General features: G+C 73.1%; 15 protein-coding genes and 1 tRNA gene. 7 read left to right on the forward strand and 9 right to left on the reverse strand.

What is annotated here, in order from left to right:
- Positions 1 to 254: 254 nt before the first annotated feature.
- The 4 genes from O7633_RS09280 to O7633_RS09295 all read left to right on the forward strand — a co-directional run bounded on the left by O7633_RS09280 (position 255) and on the right by O7633_RS09295 (position 2,340).
- Complete coding sequence (locus tag O7633_RS09280; RefSeq protein WP_141723748.1) at positions 255 to 1,043, forward strand: class I SAM-dependent methyltransferase; 789 nt, start codon at positions 255 to 257, stop codon at positions 1,041 to 1,043.
- A 94-nt stretch (positions 1,044 to 1,137) separates the two neighbouring features.
- A complete protein-coding gene (locus tag O7633_RS09285; protein ID WP_282327360.1) occupies positions 1,138 to 1,740 on the forward strand; it encodes a Uma2 family endonuclease in 603 nt (200 codons plus the stop codon).
- Between the two features lie 41 nt (positions 1,741 to 1,781).
- The gene (locus tag O7633_RS09290; protein ID WP_074474371.1) at positions 1,782 to 2,003 is read left to right on the forward strand and encodes a DUF2945 domain-containing protein; all 222 of its coding nucleotides are present in this window, start codon (positions 1,782 to 1,784) and stop codon (positions 2,001 to 2,003) included.
- Positions 1,990 to 2,340, forward strand: coding sequence for a DUF3140 domain-containing protein (locus O7633_RS09295; protein ID WP_278128045.1), 351 nt, complete (start codon positions 1,990 to 1,992; stop codon positions 2,338 to 2,340). The genes O7633_RS09290 and O7633_RS09295 overlap by 14 nt, the downstream gene beginning before the upstream one ends.
- 88 nt (positions 2,341 to 2,428) lie before the next feature.
- Here O7633_RS09295 and polA read toward each other — a convergent pair whose 3' ends face one another.
- The 8 genes from polA to O7633_RS09335 form a co-directional block, all read right to left on the reverse strand.
- The gene (gene polA / locus O7633_RS09300; RefSeq protein WP_282327362.1) at positions 2,429 to 5,137 is read right to left on the reverse strand and encodes a DNA polymerase I; all 2,709 of its coding nucleotides are present in this window, start codon (positions 5,135 to 5,137) and stop codon (positions 2,429 to 2,431) included.
- Positions 5,138 to 5,266: 129 nt separating this feature from the next.
- On the reverse strand, positions 5,267 to 5,977 hold the full coding sequence (locus tag O7633_RS09305) for an ABC transporter ATP-binding protein (RefSeq protein WP_074474374.1): 711 nt from the start codon (positions 5,975 to 5,977) through the stop codon (positions 5,267 to 5,269).
- The gene (locus O7633_RS09310; RefSeq protein ID WP_278128047.1) at positions 5,967 to 6,887 is read right to left on the reverse strand and encodes an ABC transporter ATP-binding protein; all 921 of its coding nucleotides are present in this window, start codon (positions 6,885 to 6,887) and stop codon (positions 5,967 to 5,969) included. Before O7633_RS09310 ends, O7633_RS09305 begins: the two co-directional genes overlap by 11 nt.
- Complete coding sequence (locus O7633_RS09315) at positions 6,880 to 8,034, reverse strand: branched-chain amino acid ABC transporter permease (RefSeq protein WP_278128049.1); 1,155 nt, start codon at positions 8,032 to 8,034, stop codon at positions 6,880 to 6,882. Before O7633_RS09315 ends, O7633_RS09310 begins: the two co-directional genes overlap by 8 nt.
- Positions 8,031 to 8,981 (reverse strand): branched-chain amino acid ABC transporter permease, encoded by a 951-nt coding sequence (locus O7633_RS09320; protein ID WP_278128051.1) that lies wholly within the window; start codon positions 8,979 to 8,981, stop codon positions 8,031 to 8,033. Before O7633_RS09320 ends, O7633_RS09315 begins: the two co-directional genes overlap by 4 nt.
- 94 nt (positions 8,982 to 9,075) lie before the next feature.
- A complete protein-coding gene (locus O7633_RS09325; protein ID WP_278128052.1) occupies positions 9,076 to 10,245 on the reverse strand; it encodes a branched-chain amino acid ABC transporter substrate-binding protein in 1,170 nt (389 codons plus the stop codon).
- 264 nt (positions 10,246 to 10,509) lie between these two features.
- The gene (locus O7633_RS09330) at positions 10,510 to 11,868 is read right to left on the reverse strand and encodes a hypothetical protein (RefSeq protein WP_278128053.1); all 1,359 of its coding nucleotides are present in this window, start codon (positions 11,866 to 11,868) and stop codon (positions 10,510 to 10,512) included.
- A gap of 87 nt (positions 11,869 to 11,955) precedes the next feature.
- On the reverse strand, positions 11,956 to 12,576 hold the full coding sequence (locus O7633_RS09335) for a response regulator (protein ID WP_074474379.1): 621 nt from the start codon (positions 12,574 to 12,576) through the stop codon (positions 11,956 to 11,958).
- 94 nt (positions 12,577 to 12,670) lie between these two features.
- Between O7633_RS09335 and O7633_RS09340 the strand changes: the two genes are divergently transcribed.
- Positions 12,671 to 12,747, forward strand: a tRNA-Leu gene (locus O7633_RS09340).
- Between the two features lie 32 nt (positions 12,748 to 12,779).
- Positions 12,780 to 13,529 (forward strand): transcriptional regulator, encoded by a 750-nt coding sequence (locus tag O7633_RS09345; RefSeq protein ID WP_278128054.1) that lies wholly within the window; start codon positions 12,780 to 12,782, stop codon positions 13,527 to 13,529.
- Between the two features lie 46 nt (positions 13,530 to 13,575).
- Here O7633_RS09345 and O7633_RS09350 read toward each other — a convergent pair whose 3' ends face one another.
- Positions 13,576 to 14,754, reverse strand: a complete 1,179-nt coding sequence (locus O7633_RS09350) for a PLP-dependent transferase (protein WP_278128056.1) — start codon at positions 14,752 to 14,754, stop codon at positions 13,576 to 13,578.
- Between the two features lie 102 nt (positions 14,755 to 14,856).
- Here O7633_RS09350 and O7633_RS09355 point away from each other — a divergent pair, with 102 nt between their 5' ends.
- Positions 14,857 to 15,336, forward strand: a complete 480-nt coding sequence (locus O7633_RS09355) for an Lrp/AsnC family transcriptional regulator (protein WP_074474382.1) — start codon at positions 14,857 to 14,859, stop codon at positions 15,334 to 15,336.
- Positions 15,337 to 15,459 lie beyond the last annotated feature (123 nt).

The following is a 15,459-nucleotide window of genomic DNA, read 5'->3' on the forward strand; positions in this document are numbered from 1 at the left end:
GCGCATCGTCTAGCCTACCGTGCGCATTACCACAGCGTGCAAGCCCCGGGAGAAGTGATCCAGCCCGCTTTCGCGACGGACTGCACCTTTCGTGCCCGAACCGGGGGTTTACGGGCGGGGACCCGGCGGCCATCCCGCCCCCACCGGTAGCCGCGCCGCAGCGGGCCGGCAGCCGGGGCCACCACTAGACTGCCGCGGTGACCGACGACCTGGCCAACCTCACCGTGAGCGCCGAGCCGGACGCGGCGCCGGGGGTGCTGCGACGCCCGGTGACCGACGCCGACGCCCGGCGGGCCAGCCGCGGCTGGTGGGACTCCGACGCCGACGACTACCAGGCCGAACACGGCGCGTTCCTCGGCGACGTGGACTTCGTCTGGTGCCCCGAGGGGCTGCGCGAGGCCGACGCCCGGCTGCTCGGCGACCTCGCCGGACGCCGGGTGCTGGAGGTGGGCGCGGGGGCGGCCGCCGCCGCCCGGTGGCTGGCCACCCAGGGGGCCCGCCCGGTGGCCCTGGACCTCTCCGCCGGCATGCTGCGGCACGCGGCGGACGCGGCCGGGCGCAGCGGCGTACGGGTGCCGCTGGTGCAGGCCGACGCGCTCGCGTTGCCCTTCGCCGACGCGGCGTTCGACACCGCGTGCACGGCCTTCGGGGCGATCCCGTTCGTGGCCGACTCGGCGGCGGTGATGCGCGAGGTGTTCCGGGTGCTGCGCCCCGGCGGCCGGTGGGTGTTCTCGGTGACCCACCCGATGCGGTGGATCTTCCTGGACGACCCGGGGCAGGGCGGGCTCACGGCGGTGCACTCGTACTTCGACCGCTCCCCGTACGTGGAGCAGGACCGCACGGGCGCGGCGACGTACGTCGAGCAGCACCGCACCCTCGGCGACCGGATCCGGGAGCTGGTCGGCGCGGGGTTCCGGCTGGTGGACCTGGTGGAGCCGGAATGGCCCGAGGGGCACGAGGGGATCTGGGGCCAGTGGAGCCCGCTGCGCGGCCGGCTCTTCCCCGGCACGGCCATCTTCGTCGCCGAGAAGCCGGCGGGCTGAAGCCGGGGCGGCCGACGCGTCGAGCCGCGGACCGGCCGGCGGATCGCACCGTCGGTGCGACGTCCCGGGCGGCGGGCGGCGTTACGCTGGCCGGGTGAGCGCCGAGCCGATCCCGACACCACCTGGCCCCTGGTGCCCGGACCCGATCCGGCAACAGCGTGCCGACTACACGCTGGAAGACCTGCCCCACCTGCCGGACGACGCCCCCCGCGTCGAACTCGTCGACGGAGTCCTCCGAGTGACACCCTCCCCAACCCTGGGCCACCAAGACATCGCCAGCCTGCTGTGGCTGTGGCTGCGCGCGCACGCCCCCGAGCACCTGCGCGCCAGGCAGGCCGTCGGGGTCGCGCTGGACGCGAAGAACACCCGGCAGCCGGACGTGCTGCTGCGCCGCGCCGACGTACGCGCCGACCGGTCCCTGCTCCAGCCCGAGGACGTGGTCCTCGCGGTGGAGGTGGTGTCCCCCGGCACCCGGCGGATCGACCGGTTCGCCAAGCCCGCCGAGTACGCCGCCGCCGGCATCCCGTTCTACTGGCGCGTCGAGCAGGACCCGGTGCACGTGTACGCGTACCGGCTCAGCGACCGGCTCAGCCTCGGCGGCGAGCGGCAGTACGAGCTGGTCGCCGACAGCGCGGAGCTGATCGCGCTGGCCGAGCCGTTCGAGATCAAGCTGCCGGTCGCCGAGCTCTCCGGCTGACCCGGCCCGTTTCGCCGCACCCGCCCCGGGTAGCCAGGCGCATGGCCGAGCAGAGGGAGTTCCGCGCGGGCGACCACGTGTCCTGGGCCAGCCACAGCGGCCGGGCGCACGGCGTGGTCGAGGAGAAGCTCACCGAGCGCACCCACGTGCGGGGGCACACCGTGAACGCGTCCCCCGAGCAGCCGCAGTACCGCATCCGCAACGACGACTCGGGGCGCGACGTCGCGCACCGGCCGGAGGTGCTGCGCCGTGAGCGGGACTGACGACGACCGGCGCGGCGAGACGTACCGGGAGTTCACCGAGGCGGTCAACATGCGGCCCGGCGAGCTGTCGACGTGGCTGGAGAGCGACGAGTCGAAGCACGTCGGCTGGCGGAAGAAGGGCACTGCGGGCGGCGAGTCGGTGGGGCACTCGTCCGGCCGGCGGATCGTCGACCTGCTGCGCCGCAGGCGCGCCGAGCTGACCGAGGCCGACTACCGGCACATGCGCAAGGTGATCGGCTACGTGCACCGGCACCTGGCGCAGCGCCCCGCGGGCGACGTGCGGGACACCAGGTGGCGCTGGTCGCTGATGAACTGGGGCCACGACCCGCTCCGGTGAGCGGGTCACGGCCCCGACCGCCGACACCACCTCGGGGCACGCCGCCGGCACAGCCCGGCACGCGGGGCACGGCCGCCGGGCGCGCCGGTCAGTGGTCGGCGCTGTTCCAGTCCCGGCCCTCGCCGACGGAGACCTCCAGCGGCACCGACAGCGGGTACGCCCCGCCCATCTGGCCACGCACCAGCGCCTCCAGGGCGTCGCGCTCGCCGGGGGCGACCTCGAAGACCAGCTCGTCGTGCACCTGGAGCAGCATCCGCGAGCGCAGCCCCGCCTCGCGCAGCCCGGCGTCGACGCGCAGCATGGCGACCTTGATGATGTCGGCCGCCGAGCCCTGGATGGGGGCGTTGAGCGCCATCCGCTCGGCCATGTCCCGCCGCTGCCGGTTGTCGCTGACCAGGTCGGGCAGGTAGCGGCGGCGGCCCAGGATGGTGGAGGTGTAGCCGTCGTGCCGGGCCCGGGCCACGACCTCCTGGAGGTAGTCGCGGACCCCGCCGAACCCGGCGAAGTAGTTGTCCATCAGCCCGCGCGCCTCCTCGGCGGTGATGCCGAGCTGCTGGGACAGGCCGAACGCGCTCAGCCCGTACGCCAGGCCGTAGTTCATCGCCTTGATCTTGCGACGCTGGTCGGCGGTGACCTCGGTGACCGGCACCCCGAACACCGACGAGGCGGTGGCGGCGTGGAAGTCGTGGCCGGAGTTGAACGCCTCGATCAGCTTGGCGTCCGACGACAGGTGCGCCATGATCCGCATCTCGATCTGGCTGTAGTCGGCGGTGAGCAGGCACTCGAACCCCTCCCCCACGACGAAGGCGCGGCGGATCCGCCGGCCCTCCTCGGTGCGGATCGGGATGTTCTGGAGGTTGGGGTCGGTGGAGGAGAGCCGGCCGGTGGCCGCCACGGTCTGCTTGAACGTGGTGTGGATGCGGCCGTCCTCGGAGACCGACTTGAGCAGGCCGTCGACGGTCGTCTTCAGCTTCGCCACGTCCCGGTGACGCAGCAGGTGCTCCAGCACGGGCAGCGGATTCTGCGCGTAGAGCCACTGGAGGGCGTCGGCGTCGGTGGTGTAGCCGGTCTTGATCTTCTTGGTCTTGGGCAGGCCCAGCTCGCCGAAGAGGAGCTCCTGGAGCTGCTTGGGCGAGCCCAGGTTGAACTCCCGCCCGACGGCGGCGTACGCGCCCTGCGCGGCGGACTTCACCTCGCCCGCGAAGTGGGCCTCCAGCTCGTGCAGGTAGTCCAGGTCGGCGGCGATGCCGACCCGTTGCAGCGCGGCGAGCACGTCCGACAGCGGCAGCTCCACCTCCGCCATCAGCCGGGCGGACTGCTCGCCGTCGCGGGACAGCTCGGCGTCGATCGCGTCGGCCAGGTCGAGGGTGGCCCGCGCCTGGAGCATCAGGTTCTGCTCGGCCTCGCCCTCGTCGCCGAGGCCCTCGAAGGTGAGCTGCCCGGTCTCGGGGGCGTCGACCCGCAGCTCGCGGTGCAGGTAGCGCAGCGCCAGGTCGGTCAGGTCGTAGGAGCGCTGGTCGGGACGGGCCAGGTAGGCGGCCAGCTCGGTGTCCCGGGCGACGCCGGCCAGCGACCAGCCCCGGGCGGCGAACGCCAGCCGGGCGTGCTTGCTGTCGTGCAGCACCTTCGGCCGGGCCGGGTCGGCCAGCCAGGCCGCCAGGGCCCGCTCGTCGGCCTCGGCCAGCGCCGTCGGGTCGAGCCACGCCGCCGGGCCGGTGGCCAGCGCGAGGGCCAGGGCGTCGAGCTGCGGCTCGTAGCGCTCGCGGGGGGCGGTCGGCTTGGCCGGGGTCTTCACCGCCACGCCGACCTGGGTGCCGGCGGGGGCGTGCCGGTCGAGCCAGGCGACGACCGCCCCCGGCTCGGTGAGCCGCTCGGCGGTCAGGTCGAACCCCGCCTCGGCCTCCGGCTCGACGGCCTCCAGGTACTGGTAGAGGCGGTCGCGCAGGATGCGGAACTCCAGGGTGTCGAAGACCTGGTGCACGGCCTCGCGGTCCCAGCCGGTCCAGCGGGCGTCCTCGGGACGGATCGGCAGCTCCAGGTCGGAGACCAGGCGGTTGATCTCGTAGTTGCGGATCACGTCGGCGAGCCGCTCGCGCAGGCTGTCGCCGGCCTTGCCCTTGATCTCGTCGGCGCGGGCCACCACGCCGTCGAGGCCGCCGTAGAGGTTGATCCACTTGGCGGCGGTCTTCGGGCCGACGCCCGGCACGCCGGGGAGGTTGTCGCTGGTCTCGCCGACCAGCGCCGCCAGGTCGCGGTAGCGCTGCGGGCCCACGCCGTATTTCGCCTCGATGGCGGCGGCGTCCATCCGGGCCAGGTCGGAGACGCCCTTGCGCGGGTAGAGCACGGTGACGTGGTCGTCGACGAGCTGGAAGGCGTCCCGGTCGCCGCTGGAGATCAGCACCGACATGCCCTGGTCGCGGGCCTGGCAGGCGAGGGTGGCGATGACGTCGTCGGCCTCGTAGCCCTCCTTCTCCACCACCGGCACGCGCAGCGCCGCGAGGACCTCCTTGACCAGGCTGACCTGGCCCTTGAAGTCGGCCGGGGTCTCGCTGCGGCCCGCCTTGTAATCCGAGTATTTCTCGGTGCGGAAGGACTGCCGGGAGACGTCGAAGGCCACGACGATGTGGGTGGGCTGCTCGTCGCGCAGCACGTTGATCAGCATCGAGGTGAAGCCGTAGACGGCGTTTGTCGGCTGCCCCGTCGTGGTGGAGAAGTTCTCCACCGGCAGGGCGAAGAACGCCCGGTATGCCATGGAGTGTCCGTCGACGAGGAGCAGGCGCGGCGTCGTAGCTGTCACGGCAGCGACTCTAGCCCGTACGGCTGACATCCCCGCCGCGCGGCACACGACGACGACAGCCCCGGCACGGCCGGCAACGCTGACGGCCGGCCGCCCACGAGGGGAACGACCGGCCGTCGGCGGCGCGGGTCAGGCCACGCCGAGGTACGCCTCCTTGACCGCCGGGTCGTGCAGCAGCTCCTGGCCGGTGCCCTCCTTGACGATCCGGCCGGTCTCCAGCACGTAGCCCCGGTGGGCGCGGGACAGCGCCTGCTGGGCGTTCTGCTCCACCAGCAGGATCGTGGTGCCCTGCTCGTTGATCCGGGTGATGATCTCGAAGATCTGCTGGATCAGCTTCGGCGCGAGACCCATCGACGGCTCGTCGAGCAGCAGCAGCCGGGGCCGGGCCATCAGCGCCCGCCCCACGGCCAGCATCTGCTGCTCGCCGCCGGAGAGGGTGCCGCCGGCCTGCTTGCGCCGCTCGGCCAGCCGGGGGAACAGGTCCAGCACCATGGCCATGTCCTTGGCGATCTCCGCCCGGTCCCGGCGGGTGTACGCCCCCATCTCCAGGTTCTCCAGCACCGTCATGCCCGGGAACACGCCCCGGCCCTCCGGTGCCTGCCCGATGCCCCGGGTCACCCGCAGGTCGGCCCGCATCCGGGTGACGTCGGTGCCGTCGAAGACGATCGAGCCCCGGGCCACCGGGCGCAGCCCGGAGATCGCCCGCATCGTGGTGGTCTTGCCCGCGCCGTTGGCGCCGATGAGCGCGACCACCTCGCCCTCGTTGACCACCAGGCTGATCCCGTGCAGGGCCTGGATGCGCCCGTAGAGCAGGGTCAGGTCCTTGATCTCAAGCAGCATCGGTCGGCACCCCCAGGTACGCGGCGATCACCTTCGGGTCGTCCCGGACCTCGGCCGGCAGCCCCTCGGCGATCTTCTTGCCGAACTCCAGCACGACGATCCGGTCGGTCACGCCCATCACCAGCCGCATGTCGTGCTCGATCAGCAGCACGGTCGTGCCCTTGTCCCGGATCTCGCGGATCAGGCCGAGCAGCTCCTCCTTCTCCGCCGGGGTGAAGCCGGCGGCCGGCTCGTCCAGGCAGAGCAGGGCGGGATCGGTGGCCAGCGCCCGGGCGATCTCCAGGCGGCGCTGCTCGCCGTACGACAGGTTGCGGGCCAGGTCGTTCGCGCGCCGCTCGATGCCCACGAACCGCAGCAGCTCAAGGGCCTTCTCCCGGCCCTCCCGCTCCTCCCGGAAGTGCCGCGGCAGCCGCAGCATGGCCGAGATGACGCTGGTCTTGTGGTGGACGTCCGCGCCCACCATCACGTTCTCCAGCGCCGTCATCTCGGGGAAGAGCCGGATGTTCTGGAACGTCCGGGCGATGCCGGCCTTGGTGATCCACGACCGCCGCTTGCCGTTGGTGCGCTGCCCCTTGAACCGGATCTCGCCCTCGGTGGGCCGGTAGACGCCCGTCATCGCGTTGAAGCAGGTCGTCTTGCCGGCGCCGTTCGGGCCGATCAGGCCGAGGATCTCCCCCTTGTAGAGGGTGAAGTTGACCTTGTCGAGGGCGACGACGCCGCCGAAGCGCAGCGTCACGTCGTCGACCTCCAGCAGCGGTTCCCGCCCCGCCGCGTCGGGCCCGGCCGGGCTGGCCGCCGTCGGCACGCCGGAGCCGGGCTCCGGCGGCACGCCGACCGTGCTGCGGCCGTCGGCGGTGACGTCGCGCTCGCTGCTGGCGTCGCGCTCGCTCTTCATCTGCGGATCACTCACTGGGCACCTTCTCCTGCGGAACCGCCTCCTGCCGCCGGTCGGCGAACTCCGCCGCCCGCCGCCGGTTGGGCACGATGCCCTGCGGACGGAAGATCATCATGACGATGATGACCACACCGAACACGAGGATGCGGTATTCGGCCGCGTCGAACTCCACCCCGACCAGGCTGCCGGCGCCGCGCAGCCACTCCGGCAGGTACCAGGTCACCGCGCCGCCGACGATCGCGCCCTTGATGTTGCCCGCGCCGCCCAGGATGACCGCCGCGAGCACCAGGATGGAACTCTCCAGCACGAACTGGTCCGAGTTGATGAACGTCTGCTTGCCGGCGAAGACCGCCCCGGTGAGGCCGGCCACCGCCGCCCCGATCGCGAACGCCCACAGCTTGTACTTGAACGTCGGCACGCCCATGACCTCGGCGGCGTCCTCGTCCTCGCGGGTGGCCACCCAGGCCCGGCCGACCCGGCTGTTGGCCAGGTTCCGCACCAGCACGATCACCAGCAGGATCAGGGTCAGCAGCAGCCAGTAGTAGGGCCGGGCGTCGACCACCCCGAACAGCGGCTTGCCGTCCGAGCCGGTGCCCGGCGGGTGCGGGATCGCCGGGATGCCCCGCTGGCCCTGCATCACGCCCTCGTTGCGGGCGGCGTAGAGCCGGATCATCTCGGCGAAGCCGAGGGTCACGATGGCCAGGTAGTCGCCGCGCAGGCGCAGCGTCGGGCCGCCGAGGATCACGCCGGAGACCATCGCGACCATGACCGCGACCGGCACCGCCGCCAGCCACGGCCAGTTCGTCCCCAGCCGGCTCTCCGGCGAGGTCAGCAACGCCACCGTGTACGCGCCGAGCGCGTAGAAGCCGAAGTAGCCCAGGTCGAGCAGGCCGGCGAAGCCGACCACCACGTTGAGCCCGACGGCCAGCAGCACGAACACGGCGGTGTCGAACAGCACGCCCGCGAAGTCCGAGCGGGTGGTGTAGAAGGCGAAGTACTCGCTGCCGATGGGGAAGCCGAGGTACTCGTAGAACCACCGGTTCGGCAGGATGTAGAGCAGGACGATCAGCGCCGCGATCGCGGCCCAGCGCACCTGCTTCGGCATCGCCGCCCAGCGGCCCTTGAGGGCCGGGGCGCGGCCCTTGTCCACGGTGGCGGTCATGCGCGCGCCCTCCCGAGAGATTCGCCGAGCAGGCCGGTGGGCCGGAACATCAGCAGCACGATCAGCAGCACGAAGCCGGTGAAGTCCTTCCAGTCTCCACCGAACAGGCCGGCGGCGTAGTTCTCCGCCACCCCGAGCAGCAGGCCGCCGAGCAGCGCGCCGCGCAGGTTGCCGATGCCGCCGAGCACCGCCGCCGCGAACGCCTTGAGCCCGATCAGGAAGCCCACGTTGAACTTCGTGTAGCCGTAGCGGACGTTCCACAGCAGCGCCGCGACGCCGGCCATCAGGCCGCCGAGCACGAAGACCAGCAGGATCACCCGGTTCTTGTTCACGCCCATCAGGGCGGCCGTGTCCGCGTCCTGGGCCACGGCCCGGATGCCGCGGCCCAGCCGGCTGCGGTTCACGAACTGGTCCAGGCCGACCATCATCGCCAGCGTGACGCCGAGGATGAGCAGCTGGACGTTGGTGACGGCCGCGCCGAACACGGTGAAGACCGTCTCGGAGGGGATCAGCGTCGGCATGCCGAACGGCGCCCGGGAGGTGCCGATGCCGAAGGACTCGGCGAGCACGAACGACGCGCCGATCGCGGTGATGAGGAAGGCCAGCGGCGGCGCGTTGCGGCGGCGCAGCGGCCGGTAGGCGACCAGTTCCACGGTCACCGCGGTCGCCGCCGAGGCGACCGCCGCCACGACCAGGCCGGCCACCAGCGCGAGGATCAGCGGGCCGATGGCGGGCGAGGGGGAGTTCTGGTCGTAGCCGAGGGCCTCCCAGGTCCACAGGGCGGTGAACGTACCGACCATGAAGACCTCGGAGTGGGCAAAGTTGATCAGGCGCAGGACGCCGTAGACGAGGGTGTACCCGAGGGCGACGAGCGCGTAGATCGCGCCCTGTTCCAGCCCGGTGATGGTCAGGGCCGGGAAGTTCCCGAACAGCTCATCGAAGTTCAAGTGGGGGCTCCAACTGTGCGGTCAAACGACGCGGCCGGGAGGAACCACTCTCCCGGCCGCATCGTCTGTGTCCCTGGCGGGACCGGCGAACCGGTCAGGCCTTCGGGATCTCGATGTCGGGGACGACCTGGCCCGCGTTGACCTTGAACGCCCAGACCAGCACCTGGGCCGGGTCCAACTCGCCGTTGGACTCGAACTTGTACGTCACACCGGTGGCGGTGCCCGCCTTGTTGTAGGCCTTCACGAAGGCGAGCAGGTCGGCCCGGGTGGACTTACCGGCCTTGATGCCCTCGAGGAAGATCTTGGTGATGTCGTACGACACGTCGGCGTAGGTGCCCGGCTCGGCGTTCTCGAAGGCCGCCTTGTAGTCGGTCACGAAGGAGCCCTTGGCCGCGGTGGCCGGGGCGCAGGGGCAGGTCAGCACGGTGCCCTCGGCGACCTGCTGGCCGGCGACCTTGATGAAGTTGGCGTCGTTGACGCCGTCGCCGGCGACCATCGTGCCCTTCCAGCCGGCGCCCTTGAGCTGCTTGAGCAGCAGGCCCGCCTCGGTGTAGTAGCCACCGAAGAACAGCACCGTCGCGCCGCTGCCGACGATCTTGGTGACGACCGCGGAGAAGTTGGTCTGCTTGACCTGGACCTTGTCCTCGCCCGCGACCGCGCCGAGGACCTTCTTGACCTCGTCCACCAGGCCCGCCCCGTACGCCGACTGGTCGTCGACGACGTAGACCTTCTCGGCCTTCAGCACGTTCTTGATGTACCGGCCGGCCGCCGGGCCCTGCGAGGTGTCGTTGCCGACGCCCCGGTGGAAGATCTTCCAGCTCTTGGTGCTCAGGCTCGGGCGGGTCGCCGACGGGGTGATGATCGGCAGGCCGGCCTCGTCGAAGATCGGGTCGGCCACCTCCGACTCGCCGGAGAACGCCGGGCCGATGATGCCGACGACCTTGGTGTCGCCCACCGCCTGCTGGGCCAGCGCCGGGGCCTTGGCCGGGTCACCCTGCGAGTCGTACTCCGCGAGGTTGACCTTGCAGTCCGCGTTGTCCTTGTTGTACTGGTCGATCGCCAGCTTCGTGCCGTTGCGCATGTGGATACCGAGACCCGCGGCGTCGCCGGTCAGCGGGCCGAAGAAGCCGATCTTGAGGTCGCAGGCCGCCTTGTCGCCGCTGCCACCCTCCGTGCCACTGTCGGCCTTACACGCGGCCGCGCCACTGATAACGAGCGCGCTGATGGCCACGCCACCCAGCACCCGTGCGAGCTTCTGCCTCACGGCTCGTACCCTCCTCAGTCCGAAGGCCCGACCACCCGCCGCGACTTGCGAATTGGACCTTGCAGGGGGTGGACGAACCGACCGCGTACCCGGTCTGGGCCGGGACGTTATCCCACAGGTAGGGCACGCCGTAAGACCTAGAAAGCGGGGTTGACCTAACCGTTACGTTGAGTGGCCAGATCCGCCGAAGTGCTGTAACACACACCCCGGCGCAAGGACGAAATCGGACATCCGACACCCGCCGGAAACAGACCGGTGGCACGCTCAGCCGGGCCCGCCCGCCACCCGCGCCGACCACAGCCGCGCCCCCTCGGCACCGCCGTCCACCAGCAACAACAGCCGGTCACCCGCCCCGGCCACCGCGACCGACCGGTCCGGCGCCGCCGCCAGCGCCACCGGCAGCGGCACCGACGCCCACCCCCCGCCGTCCGCCGAGAACCACGCCGAGGCGCCCGCGGCGGCCAGCACCACCGCCACCACCCCACCGTCGACCGCCGCCAGGCCCGCCACCTGCCCCGCCCCGCCCGTCGCCGGCCCCAACGCCCCGCCCGGCCGCCACTGCGCCACGCCCGGCCCCGCCGGGGCGCTCCCCACGCCGCCCGACTGCCCGCCGCCGGCCGCCGGGCCGGACGGCTCGCCACCGACCGCCGCGTCCCGCACCCACGCCGCCAGGGCATCGCCGCGCCGACCCACCGCCACCAGCCGCTCCCCCGCCCGGACCACCCGCTGGAGGTCACCCGCCGCGCCCCCGGCCGTCAGGACCAGCCGCCGCCAGTCCACACCGTCCGGCGACACCCACACCGCCGGGTCACCGCCCGGTCGCCCCGGGGCACGCACCGACCCCACCAGCACCCACCCCGACGCCGCCGCCGTCACGTCCGCCGCCCAGGTGCGCCCCGCCGCGTCCGACGCCAACTCGGGGACGCCGCTGACCAGCCGGAACTCCCGCCCGTCGGCCGACGACCAGGCCGCCGCCCCGGTGCCCCGGTTGCCCGCGACCACCCACCCCGCCGGGCCGCCCGCGATCCGCCCCACGTTCACCGCGTCGGGGCCGCCGAACACCTCGAACTCGGCCGGCACCTCCACCACCGAGCCGTCGGCGAGCTGCCGCCACGTGCTGATCCGGGGATTGCCGTGCACCCCGCCGCTCTTCGCGCCCACCGCCGCGAGCCGGCCGTCACGGCAGCCGACCGCCGTGAGCACGTTCTCCGCGCCGTACGCGGTGCGCGACGCCAACCGCAGCGACGACCACGCGAACCCGGCGCCGCCCGGGGCGGCCGACGCCGCCGGGGACGACCCCGCCGGGACCGGGCTGGACCACGCCGCCGGCCGGGTCACGCCCGCCGCGTCGACGACCGCGCCCACCACGAACCAGCGCCCGCCGCACGCCGCCGCGTCCCGCAGCAGCAGCCGGCCCGGCGCCCCCGGCGGCGTCGGCAGGGTCAGCGCCCGCCAGTCGGGGCGCGGCGGCTCAGGGGCGGGCGCGCCGCCCCCCGGCGCGGGCGCGGCGCGCTCGGGCGACCGGCAGCCCGCCAGCAGCACCGCCAGGCCGGCCGCCACGCCGAGCAGGACACGCAACGCCCGCGACGGTCCCGACGCCGGGCGCGGACGCTGACGAGGCATGCATCCGATCGTATCGATCAACCGGGACGCCGGGGACCCCGCGCGCCCGTCCCACGACGACCGCGGCCCCGGACGGATCGAGGGGCGTCAGGACGCCGGCTGGGTGACCTCGCCGCCGGCCGTCTCGGCGAGGATCCGCTCGGCGACCTCCTTCATGGTCATCCGGTGGTCCATCGCCGTGCGCTGGATCCACTTGAACGCCTGCGGCTCCGTCATGCCGTACGTCGTCATCAGCGCGCCCTTGGCGCGCTCCACCGTCTTACGGATCTCCAGCCGGTCGGTCAGGCCCGCGACCTCGGCCTCCAACGCGGCGATCTCCGAGTAGCGCGACAGGGCGATCTCCACGGCCGGCACCAGGTCGCTCTTCTGGAAGGGCTTCACGAGGTACGCCATCGCGCCGGCCGCCCGCGCCCGCTCCACCAGGTCCCGCTGGCTGAACGCGGTCAGGATGATCACCGGGGCGATCCGGGCGCCGGCGATCCGCTCGGCGGCGGCCAGCCCGTCCATGATCGGCATCTTGATGTCGAGGATCACCAGATCGGGCTTCAGCTCCTCGGCGAGCCGGACGGCGGTCTCGCCGTCGCCGGCCTCCCCGACGACCTCGTAGCCCTCCTCGACGAGCATCTCGGCCAGGTCGAGCCGGATGAGCGCCTCGTCCTCGGCGATCAACACCCGCCTGCGCTCGGCATCCGTCTGCGTCTCGGCCACGAGCCACTCCCACCAGTCTGCGCCCGACACCCGCCGTGCCGGGTGTCGCCGTCCCTAGCGTAGTGGGTAGTCTGTCAGGGCCGAATCATGGAAGGCCCCTGTAGTCCAACCGGTAGAGACGATGCACTCAAACTGCATACAGTGTGGGTTCGAATCCCACCGGGGGCACCAAAACTGTCGCACAGGCGTTCGACCATGGTCCCATGCATCCACCCCAGGTGCGGGCTCGGGCCCGTGAGCTTCGCGCGAACGGCTACAACATCCGAGCGGTGGCCCGGGCCCTCTCGTTGCCCTACAACACCGTGTGGCACTGGTGCGTCGACCGTCCCGAGCGGGCCGTCGTCGGCACGGCGAAGCGTTGCTTCCGCTGTTCACCCGAGGTCGGCTATCCGACAGACCCCGCCGCCTACCCCTACCTGCTCGGTCTCTACCTGGGCGACGGGCACCTCGCCATAGCCGGCAAGGCGCCGGTTCTCCGCATCGCCTGCACCGCCGCCTATCCCCGCCTGATCGATCTGTGCGAGCAGGCGATGCTCGCCGTGCTCGCCGCGAAGGTGCAGCGGATCCCCAAACGCGGGTGTGTCTCGGTGGAGAGCAGTGGCGTGCACTGGCCGTGCCTGTTGCCGCAGCACGGGCCGGGCAAGAAGCACGAGCGGCCGATCGTCCTCGCCGACTGGCAGCGCGCGCTGGTCGCCGCCCGCCCCGGGGACTTCGCGCGCGGCCTGTTCCACTCCGACGGCTGCCGGGTGACCAACCGGGTGACCATGCGCGGCAGGGGCTACGTCTACCCGCGCTACCTGTTCAGCAACGAGTCCGCCGACATCATGGGGCTCTGCCAGTGGGCGCTGGGCCTGCTCGGCGTCGCCTGGCGGATGAACCGCCCCAACTCGCTGTCCGTGGCCCGGCGCGAGGCGGTCGCGGTGCTGGACCGGCACGTCGGCCCGAAGTCCTGACCGGCCGGGGCGGGGCGTCGGCGTCCGGCAGCGGCAGCGGCAGCGGTCAGCCGAGCGCGGCGAGCGCCTGCGCCAGGTCCGCCCGCAGGTCCTCCGGGTCCTCCAGGCCGACGGAGAGGCGCAGCAGCCCGCCGGCGGGCCGGGCGTCGCCGGCGACGGGCCGGTGGGTGAGCGAGGCGGGGTGCTGGACGAGGGTGTCGACGCCGCCGAGGGAGACGGCGTGGGTGATCAGCCGGCAGGCGGCGGCGACGGTGGCGGCGGCGGGCGCGCCGCCGCGTACCTCGAAGGCGAGCAGGCTGCCGGTGCCGGTCATCTGCCGGCCGACGAGCCCGGTGGGGTCGTCGAGGCCGGGGTGGTGCACGCGGGCGACGGCGGGGTGCCGGGCGAGCCAGGCGGCGAGCTTCTCGGCCCCGGCGGACTGGGCGCGCACCCGCAGGGGCAGGGTCTGCAGGCCGCGGTGCAGCAGGTACGCGCCGAGGGGGTGCAGGATCGCGCCGGTGAGGGCGCGGACCTGGCGCAGCCGGGCGGCCCAGTCCTCGTCGCAGGCGACGACGCCGGCGAGGACGTCGCCGTGGCCGCCGATGCTCTTGGTGGCGCTGTGCAGGACGAGGGCGGCGCCGTGCCGGGCGGGCCGCTGGAGCACGGGGGTGGCGACGGTGTTGTCGACCAGCAGCGGGGTGTCGCCGGCTGCGGTGGCGAGCGCGGCGATGTCGACGAGGTCGAGGGTGGGGTTGGCGGGGGTCTCGACGACGACGAGGGCGGTGTCGGGGCGGATCGCGGCGGCGACCTGGTCGGGGCGGGCCCAGGTGACGTCGGTGTGGAGCAGGCCGGTGGCGAGGACGTGGTCGGTGCCGCCGTAGAGGGGGCGGACGGCGACGACGTGGCGGTTGCCGTCGCGGGTGGCGGCGAGCAGGGTGGCGGTGAGGGCGGCCATGCCGCTGGCGAAGGCGACGGCGGCGGGGGTGTCTTCGAGCTCGGCGAGGGCGGTCTCGAAGCGGGCGACGGTGGGGTTCCAGAGCCGCTGGTAGACGGCGCTGTCGCCGGGTGGGAGGGCGTTGCCGGTGGCGAGGAGTTCGTAGGCTTCGCCGCCGGTGGCGACCGAGGGCAGCGGGTTGGTGGTGGACAGGTCGATGGGCGGGGCGTGGACGCCGAGGGCGGCGAGGTCGGCGCGGCCGGCGTGCACGGCTGCGGTGTCGACGTTGCGGGGGTCCACGGCGCTGGGCATGCCCGGAAGCGTCGAACATAGTGGCGGATCCAGGCAATAGATCCGCAGAAGATTCTGTGAGTCGGCCTTCAGTTACGCAGTGATTCGGAGCAGGATGGGTGGATGCCCGTTGCACCGAATGATGTGCGGCCCTTCGCCGCCCTGGACGACGTCGACCGCGCGATCCTGACCGAGCTGGCGGCGGACGGCCGGCTGCCGAACAACGCCCTCGCCGAGCGGGTGGGGGTGGCCGCGTCGACCTGTCTGACACGCACGAGGGCGCTGCGGGAGTGCGGGGCGATCCGGGGATTCCACGCGGAGGTGGACCCGGCGGCGGTGGGCCTGCCGTTGCAGGCGCTGGTGTCGGTGCGGTTGACGGCGCACGAGCGGGCGGCGGTGGACGCGTTCCGGGCCCGCTCGGTGCGGCTGCCGGGGGTGGTGTCGGTGTTCCACGTGGCGGGCGCGGAGGACTACGTGCTGCACGTGCGGGCCGCGTCCGGGGACGCGTTGCGGGACTTCGTGCTCGACCATCTGGCGGTGGATCCGGCGGTGCAGCACACCCAGACGAGCCTGATCTTCGAGCAGGTGCGCGGCGCGGGCTGAGTGCGGGACCGGCGGGACGGCCGGCGGGCCAGGGCGGGTGCGCCGATGGGCCGGTGACGTGACCGGGCCGGCCGCGTTGTACGGGGTGAGGCGCACCGGCCCACCGGCGGTCGCGCGGGGCCG

Origin of the sequence: Micromonospora sp. WMMD712 (assembly GCF_029581295.1) — a bacterium.
In the GTDB taxonomy this organism is placed as follows: domain Bacteria; phylum Actinomycetota; class Actinomycetes; order Mycobacteriales; family Micromonosporaceae; genus Micromonospora; species Micromonospora carbonacea.

Coding starts and splice junctions, on each gene's coding strand:
- O7633_RS09350 (WP_278128056.1), bottom strand. CDS start 14,754: ATGCCCAGCGCCGTGGACCCCCGCAACGTCGACACCGCAGCCGTGCAC.
- O7633_RS09345 (WP_278128054.1), top strand. CDS start 12,780: ATGCATCCACCCCAGGTGCGGGCTCGGGCCCGTGAGCTTCGCGCGAAC.
- O7633_RS09290 (WP_074474371.1), top strand. CDS start 1,782: ATGGCCGAGCAGAGGGAGTTCCGCGCGGGCGACCACGTGTCCTGGGCC.
- O7633_RS09330 (WP_278128053.1), bottom strand. CDS start 11,868: ATGCCTCGTCAGCGTCCGCGCCCGGCGTCGGGACCGTCGCGGGCGTTG.
- O7633_RS09305 (WP_074474374.1), bottom strand. CDS start 5,977: ATGCTGCTTGAGATCAAGGACCTGACCCTGCTCTACGGGCGCATCCAG.
- O7633_RS09355 (WP_074474382.1), top strand. CDS start 14,857: ATGCCCGTTGCACCGAATGATGTGCGGCCCTTCGCCGCCCTGGACGAC.
- O7633_RS09315 (WP_278128049.1), bottom strand. CDS start 8,034: ATGACCGCCACCGTGGACAAGGGCCGCGCCCCGGCCCTCAAGGGCCGC.